The sequence below is a fragment of the Mycoplasma sp. 1578d genome (assembly GCF_024582695.1).
Lineage (GTDB): Bacteria > Bacillota_I > Bacilli_A > Mycoplasmatales > Metamycoplasmataceae > Mycoplasmopsis.
In genome coordinates, this window is the sequence record NZ_CP102081.1 from 885,450 (window position 1) to 893,515 (window position 8,066).

The 8,066-nt window shown below is 28.6% G+C and carries 7 protein-coding genes and 1 riboswitch; all 7 genes read right to left on the reverse strand.

Annotation, left to right across the window (positions count from 1 at the left end; all coding sequences use genetic code 4):
* Positions 1-281: 281 nt before the first annotated feature.
* Positions 282-1,010 (reverse strand): ATP-binding cassette domain-containing protein, encoded by a 729-nt coding sequence (locus NPA11_RS03525; protein ID WP_257043552.1) that lies wholly within the window; start codon positions 1,008-1,010, stop codon positions 282-284.
* A complete protein-coding gene (gene cypl, locus NPA11_RS03530; protein WP_257043553.1) occupies positions 1,010-2,212 on the reverse strand; it encodes an ABC transporter thiamine pyrophosphate-binding lipoprotein p37/Cypl in 1,203 nt (400 codons plus the stop codon). The genes NPA11_RS03525 and cypl overlap by 1 nt, the downstream gene beginning before the upstream one ends.
* 38 nt (positions 2,213-2,250) lie before the next feature.
* Positions 2,251-2,344, reverse strand: a riboswitch (TPP riboswitch).
* Positions 2,345-2,502: 158 nt separating this feature from the next.
* Positions 2,503-4,593 carry an elongation factor G gene (gene fusA, locus NPA11_RS03535; RefSeq protein WP_257043554.1) on the reverse strand — a complete coding sequence of 697 codons (2,091 nt, stop codon included), beginning with the start codon at positions 4,591-4,593 and terminating at the stop codon, positions 2,503-2,505.
* A 27-nt stretch (positions 4,594-4,620) separates the two neighbouring features.
* Positions 4,621-5,091 (reverse strand): 30S ribosomal protein S7, encoded by a 471-nt coding sequence (rpsG, locus tag NPA11_RS03540; RefSeq protein WP_257043555.1) that lies wholly within the window; start codon positions 5,089-5,091, stop codon positions 4,621-4,623.
* 52 nt (positions 5,092-5,143) lie between these two features.
* Positions 5,144-5,560, reverse strand: coding sequence for a 30S ribosomal protein S12 (gene rpsL, locus NPA11_RS03545; protein WP_257043556.1), 417 nt, complete (start codon positions 5,558-5,560; stop codon positions 5,144-5,146).
* Between the two features lie 143 nt (positions 5,561-5,703).
* Positions 5,704-6,816 carry an ABC transporter permease gene (locus NPA11_RS03550; RefSeq protein ID WP_257043557.1) on the reverse strand — a complete coding sequence of 371 codons (1,113 nt, stop codon included), beginning with the start codon at positions 6,814-6,816 and terminating at the stop codon, positions 5,704-5,706.
* A gap of 7 nt (positions 6,817-6,823) precedes the next feature.
* Entirely contained in the window at positions 6,824-7,744 is a 921-nt protein-coding gene (locus tag NPA11_RS03555; protein WP_257043558.1) for an ABC transporter ATP-binding protein, read from the reverse strand.
* Positions 7,745-8,066 lie beyond the last annotated feature (322 nt).

Sequence of the window (8,066 nt, forward strand, 5' to 3'; positions counted from 1 at the left end):
TAAATAAATATATTAGAGATTTTATTCACAAATTATCGTTTTTGTTTTCAAAAGTACTTATTGAATTAAAACTAAAAATTTTTTTAAAATTTTTAAAAAGTACTTGGCCTCCATCAGGATGATTTAAAGAAAAATCATAAGATGATAAAAGAAAAATAACTGAAAGGGTAAAAATGACTCAAAACGAATAAATTCATATTTTTTTAATTTTTCATCCTGTTGAAACGCCGTCTATGGTTATTTGATATTGAAAAAAAGTTTTTATTATATTTTTCTTCATTTTAAATTAATTTAACTAGTTGTTCAAAAGTTAATTCTTCCTTTTTAACTAAGGAAATATTTTGATTTTTCACAATTAAAAAGTATTCAAAATATTGATATGCTAATTTAAGATCGTGGATTATTACAAGAACAGAGAGATTTTCACTCTCATTTACTTTTTTGATATCTTGCATAACAATTTGAGAAGTTTCATAATCTAAGTTTGAAGTTGGTTCATCAGCAATTAATAGTTGACATTTTTGCACAATAGCTTTACAAATTTCAACTCTTTGTTTTTCTCCACCACTTAAATTTTCGACTCTTTCAAATGCTTTTTGCAAAATATTTAATTTATTAAGTGTTTGAAAAATGAATTCTTCTTCTTTTTTGCTAAGTAAGTTAAAAATCTTATAGAACCAATTATCATAGTTTCTAAACGATCTTTTAATGTTATTATAAACACTATCAGTTTGAATTAAATTAGGTTCTTGGGTGATATAAGCGACTTTAGAAATGAGATTTTTTCATTTATTTTTTGTTGTTTTTATGTTTTCGCCAAATAAATAAATTTCTCCTGCTTGATAATGAGTTCCTTTTAATATACAGTTCACTAAAGTCGTTTTTCCTGCACCTGATTTACCAATAATTGCAATCATTTTTTCTTTAGGAAATTCTATATTTAAATTATTAAAAAAATCTACATTTTTAAAACTTACTTTTACATTTTTAAACTTAACAATATTATTCATTATCCATTAAATTGTTGTTTTAGAAAATTGATTTTTTCCTGAAGTTTATCATTTGTTAGAGGAACAAATTTATTAAAACCTGAGAAAATTCCGTAAGTATTTTCTTCTTGTGTAAGTTGTTCTAAGGCTTTAGTAAATAGTTTTTGTTGTGCTAAAGGCATTTTTTTACGTGATAAAACAGCATCATAAAACAAAGGCCCAGCCATAGTTAAATATCTAATTTGCTCATTTGGGTATTTGGTTGGTTTAAAATTTGAACCTGCTTGTGTAAAGTTAAATACACCATCATAATCAAAACCAATTCTATATGTTTTTTTATCTGTTGTTTCTACACCTAAATTTTTTTCATTTCCTTTACCACTTAAAACAAAGTTGTTTTGGTTGGTTAAATAATCTGAAATTTCTTTATAAGTTTTTCCAAAGTTTTGAGCTATAACCGAAACTGGTGCTATATATTTAGAAAGACTTGATGTTTTTTTGTATAAAATTCCATAACTTTTAAACGTGTCTCAATCTTTGTCAAGTCATGCTTTTTTAATTTTTTCTCTAATTTCTGGGGTTCCTGAAATTAAAATTGATCCATAAAAATTTTCGGTAAATTCGTTTGTTTTGTAAAATGCTCCATATTTTGAGCCGTCTCATTTTAATAATCTTTCTTTTTCTTCACCTGTTCAGGTTGGATATTCACCAAATTGTTTATTTTCTAATTGTAATGTATTTGCTTTTTGAGCCATTTCATATAATGGGTCTTTGTCTTTTTTATTTTCAAATTTAGCTGCTATTTCTGGTGTCCATAAAAATTTATATGTTTGAGTTTGAGCAACTGTAGGTAATAAATCTTCTGTTTTTTGTTTTGATATTGTAGAGTAACTCAAAATCATAAAATCCTGTTCTGGATTATTTGCTAAAAATTGTTGATATGAAGCTCCTGTATCATCAGCATAAACTAATTTAATTGAAACATCTTTGTATTGTTTTAATGAATTATCTTTATTTTTAAGATCGTTAAAATGTTTAGTTAATACGTTTTCTCATTTTGTTTTTTGTTCATCAGTATAACCTGAGTTTGGTGTTGGTACTAAAAATTTAATATCTGTATCTCATGTATTGGTTTGTGAAGCAGTACATGATGCTGCAACTAGTGGTGCTAAACCTAGCGATCCTAGAATTAGCGGTTTTATTTTTTTAAATATTTTATACATAAAAAAACTCCTTGTTTTTAAGGGGTTTTACTGAAAAATAACTCTGTCAGTTAACTTAGCTACGCAAGCATTGCCTTGATCAGCTTAGGTATTTCTCAGCCTTTCTAACGAAAGGCACCCTCGTTAATTACTTTATAATTATAACAAATTAACTTTTAAAAATAAAATAATGTATAAAATATTCAAACATTTTAATGATAATATTTATGCATATTTTGTGATTGAAAGTATTAAATGTAAATAAAAAACTCGCAAAAGCGAGTTTTCTTGTGGGTACTTTTAAAATAATTTTAATCTTCGTCTTTGTTTTGAATATTTCTACGTTTAATGATTTCGTCAGAAATATTTTTTGGACATTTTTCGTAATGATCAAATTGCATTTGATATGTTCCACGTCCACTGGTCATTGATCTAAGTTCGGTTGAATATCCAAACATTTCTGAAAGAGGAACAGCGGCACGAACAATTGTAGCTCCATCGTTTCTTTGTTCTTGGTCGTTAACAAGTCCTCTTCTTCTTGAAAGATCCCCGATAACATCTCCAATGTGGTCGCTAGGAACAACAACTGCCACATCCATAATTGGTTCTAAAAGAACTGTTCCAATAGCATCTTTAGCTTTAGTAAGAGCTTTAGAAGCAGCAATTTTATAAGCTAATTCGGATGAATCGACATCGTGGTATGATCCATCAAATAAAGTAGCTTTAATATCAATCATTGGGTATCCAGCTAAAATACCAGCAGCCATTTTGTCTTCAAGACCTTTTTGAATTGGTTTAATGTATTCTTTAGGAATTTTTCCACCAACAATTTTGTCAACAAATTCAAATCCACCATCTGGGTTTGGTTCAAATTTCAATCAAACGTGTCCGTATTGACCTTTACCACCTGATTGTTTAATATGTTTACCTTCAACTTCTGCAGTTTTAGTAATTGTTTCACGGTACGAAACTTGAGGTGCTCCAACTTTAACTTGTACACCAAATTCACGTCTTAAACGATCTACAATGATATCAAGGTGTAACTCACCCATACCAGCAATAATGGTTTGTCCAGTTTCTTCATCAGTATAAGTTCTGAATGTAGGATCTTCAGCAGCTAATTTTTGTAATCCTAATGAAAGTTTTTCAGTAGCAGCTTTTGATTCAGGTTCAAGAGCTTGCGAAATAACTGGTTCAGGGAATACCATTTTTTCAAGCACAATTTTTGGTGATTTTTCTGAAATTAAAGTATCTCCAGTAGTGGTTGATTTAAGTCCAACGGCTGCAGCAATATCTCCAGCACGACATTCATCAATTTCCACACGGTTATTGGCATGCATTTGTAGAATACGTCCAATACGTTCTTTTTGTTCTTTAGTTGAGTTATAAACGTAACTTCCTTTATTTAAAACTCCACGATAAACACGGAAGAATGTTAAGGTTCCAACAAATGGATCAGTCATAACTTTAAATGCCAAAGCAGCAAATTCAGCATCATCAGTTGCTAAAACATCTACTTGTTTATCACCTTCATAAGCTTTAATTGGGGGAATATCAAGAGGTGAAGGTAAATAATCAACCACTGCGTCAATCATTTTCTTAACCCCTTTGTTTTTAAATGATGTCCCACAAACAGCTGGGAAAAATTCTGCAGTTAAAGTAGCTTTGCGAATTGCTTCTTTAAATGAAGCTTCATCTAATTCTCCGCCTTCAAGCACTATCATCATTACTTCTTCGTCATAATTAGCAACTGCTTCAAGTAATTCTTGTCTTTTTAATTTAGCAACATCTACTAATTCAGCTGGAATTTCAGTTTCAAACTCTTCTTCTTGAGCTTCGCCATTATAAGTAACTGCTTTCATAGTTACTAAATCAATAATTCCAGTAAAGTCTGCTTCAGAACCAATTGGTCATTGAATTGCAACTGCGTTCCCGCCAAGTCTGGTTTTAACTGATTCAACCGATTTTTCAAAATCAGCTCCAGCTTTATCCATTTTATTTACGTACACAATTCTTGGTACTTTATAATTGGTTGCTTGTCTTCAAACAGTTTCAGTTTGAGGTTCAACTCCTGATTGAGCGTCTAAAACAGCAACTGCACCATCAAGCACACGCAATGAACGTTCTACCTCAACAGTAAAATCAACGTGTCCAGGAGTATCAATAACGTTAATTCTTTTTCCTTTTCAAAACGCTGTGGTTGCAGCTGAGGTAATGGTAATTCCTCTTTCTTGCTCTTGAGCCATTCAGTCCATTTGTGAAGCTCCATCGTGAGTTTCACCAATTTTGTGAATTTTACCTGTATGAAATAAAATTCTTTCAGTTGTAGTAGTTTTACCTGCATCAATGTGAGCCATAATACCGATGTTTCGGTAGTCTTTTAAATCATAATCTCTTGCCATAATATCTATTAATTATATACTAAGATACTATCATCTGAAGTGTGCAAATGCACGGTTTGCTTCAGCCATTTTGTGAGTATCTTCACGTTTCTTAATAGCTCCTCCTGTTTTGTTTGATGCGTCAATAATTTCATTAGCTAAACGCACATCCATGGTTTTTTCGTTTCTAGTACGTGCGTAATTAACAAGTCATCTAAGAGCAAGTGTTTTCTTTCTACGTGGAGAAACTTCGGTAGGAACTTGATAGTTGGTTCCTCCGATTCTTCTGGTTCTAATTTCTAATTGTGGAGTAATATTTTCTACAGCTTGTAAAAATACTTCCATTGGGTCTTTTTGAGTTTTTTCTTTCACAATTTCAAATGCTGAATAAAGAATATCTTGAGCAATTGATTTTTTTCCGTCAAGCATAATAGTGTTAATTAATTTTGTAACAATTACAGAATTAAAAACTGGATCTGCAAGTACTTCACGGATTGGTGCACTTTTTTTTCTTGACATATTGTCCTCCTATTTTCGATTCATTAAATAATAAGTAATTTGATTAATTTAACTATTTAGCTTTTTCTCTTTTAGCTCCGTATAAACTACGTCCTTGTTTACGTTTAGCAACTCCGGCAGCATCTTGGGTTCCACGAACAATGTGGTATCTAACCCCAGGTAAGTCTTTAACACGACCTCCACGAATTAACACCACTGAGTGTTCTTGTAGATTGTGTCCTTCTCCTGGAATATAAGCTGTAACTTCCATTCCGTTTGATAATTTAACACGAGCATATTTACGTAACGCTGAGTTAGGTTTTTTAGGTGTCATTGTTGCAACACGAGTACATACACCACGTTTAAATGGTGAAGCCATTTTTTTAGCTTTTTTAATCAGCGAGTTGTAACTTAAACTTAAAGCAGGTGCGTTTTGTTTCTTTTCTTTTGAAACACGCCCGCTTGTAACTAGTTGATTTGTTGTTGGCATTTTGAACTTCCTTTCTGTATTTTTAAATTTAAAACTAGTCTAATAACATATAAAAGATATGTAGATTTATTATATATTAAATTCTGATCCGTGTGTATCATATTTTAAATTATTTTTTTCTCTATAGAAAATTGGGACAAAATTTATTTTAAGTTTATTTTGGTTTTGATTTGTGATTTAATTTTATTTAAATTTAATTTAATAAAATATTTAATTAATCTTCAACTTTGAATCACTTTATCAATAAAAATATTAATTCAGAATAAGCACAAAATTCAAGATAATACGTAAATCAAACTTCAAGCAACTGAAATATTATGATCTAACAAACTAATTGGATTGAGGGATATATTAGTTGCTTGATTTAAAGTATTGACATACAATGAATGTCTGGTTATTTGTAATAAATGTGTGGTTGGTATTATCGAACAAAATGAACGTAATCAACTTGGATAATATGCTAATGGAATGAACGATCCAATAAAATATCCTCCAAACAAAATCAGCATGATATTTAACGCTTGCGAAATATTTAATGATCTTAAGCGTGATAAAACAATTGGAAATAATAATGAAGCAAATAAAGTACCACAAATCATAAGTAAAAAAGTATTAAACATGGTTGATCAATTTAAAATATTAATAATTTGATAAGTGAATAATGAACTTTGTGGTTCTTTAGCTGTTGATGAGTATATAGCTTCTAAACTTTTTAAAATTTGATCAGCATTATTTCCGTATTGAGCACTTAATTCTGGTTTTTCTTTAATATATTTAATTAAAGAAGCAACTGAATCAATGGTTTCCGAGGCAATACTTTTAAGTATTAACTTAGAATTAAAAGTTTTAATTTCATTAACATTAAAACCTAAAATAAAAAAGATAAAAATGATAAATGTTAAAAATGTAGTGATAAAGTTTATTGCAAAGTTAAATAAAAAATAACTATATCGAATTTTTCAATGTTTAATCGGTGTAACTTTAATATCGTTGATAGCATTATTATAATTATCTTGAATCTGGATTACAGTTAATGTTGATCCGTTAATAATAGTAATTAAAAAAATTAGACCAGTTCCAATTTGAAAATTATCTCGAGCTAATAAAGATTTATGTCCTCTTTGAAGTGAAACTAAGTTAAAAATTAATAAGAGAATAACAAAAATAAAAATAGGGGCTATTAAACTAAAGAAAAAGCGAAATTTTTGATTTCACAGTGAAATAAATTGTCGACGAAATAAAATATATGTACTCATAAGATCCTTAATTATTAACTATTGACAAAAAGACATCGTCCATGTCCCCTTTAATAATTTCAATATCATTAAAAATGTGTTTATGTTCAGTTAAATATTCATTAATTTTTTTAGTGTTTTTAAAAGTAATTAAATAACAATTATTTTGAAAAATAAATTCTTTGCCTGAATTTTGTATATATTCTTCTAATTTAATGTTCTTTTTAGAATAAATTTTTAAAGTTGCATAAGTATATTTATTTTTTAAATCTGCTACAGTCCCCTGAGCAACAATTTCCCCTTTATTCAAAACAATGACATGATCACAATTACTTGCTTCCTCCATATAATGTGTAGTTAAAATAATGGTTAATAATTGCTTTTCTCTCAGATTATTTAAAATTTTTCACACTAATTTCCGAGAACTTGGATCTAAGCCAGTGGTTGGTTCATCTAAAAATAAAATGCTTGGAGAATGAATGAGAGCTCTTGCTATATCAACTCTACGCCTTTGCCCGCCGGATAATGTTTTATATAGTTTATTTGCAAATTCTTCTAATTCAAAAAGTTTAATCATGTCTTGAACTTTTTCTTTAATCATAGCTTTTTTATCTCTAAAATATAAAAAAGCTCGCTCATATAAAATTTCTCTTACCGATAAATAACGATCTAAAATCGAATCTTGAAACACAACTCCAATTTGACTTTTAATATATTCAGGATAATCATTAATATTTTTATTATTAATTAGTACATTACCTGAATCTGGTTTAATAAAGCTTAAAATAATATTTAATGTGGTTGTTTTTCCGGCTCCGTTAATCCCTAAAAAACCAAATAATTCACCTTTATAAACATTAAAAGTGAGATTGTTAATGGTTTTGGTTTCCCCATATGTTTTATTTAAATTTTCAATTGATAAGATAATTTCTTTATTATTAGGTTTCATATTACTTATTTTTATTATAGTTTAATATTTTTAAGTTTTACAATAAATATCCACAAGTCAAATTACCTGTTTTTTTAATTGTTATTTTTTAAATTATATACACATTTTTAGCATATTAAACTTGTGAATAAAATTGTGAATAACTTTTTATTTATTTGATAATTCACAATTATTTTATTGTATTAATTTTTAAAGAATAAAATTATAGACATGAAAGAATTTATCAAAGAAAATTCAGCTTATAGTGAAATTGATTTAAAAATTTTAACCGACCAATTTAAAGAAGATTTAGTTAATAAAGTTGATAATCTTTGATATTCTG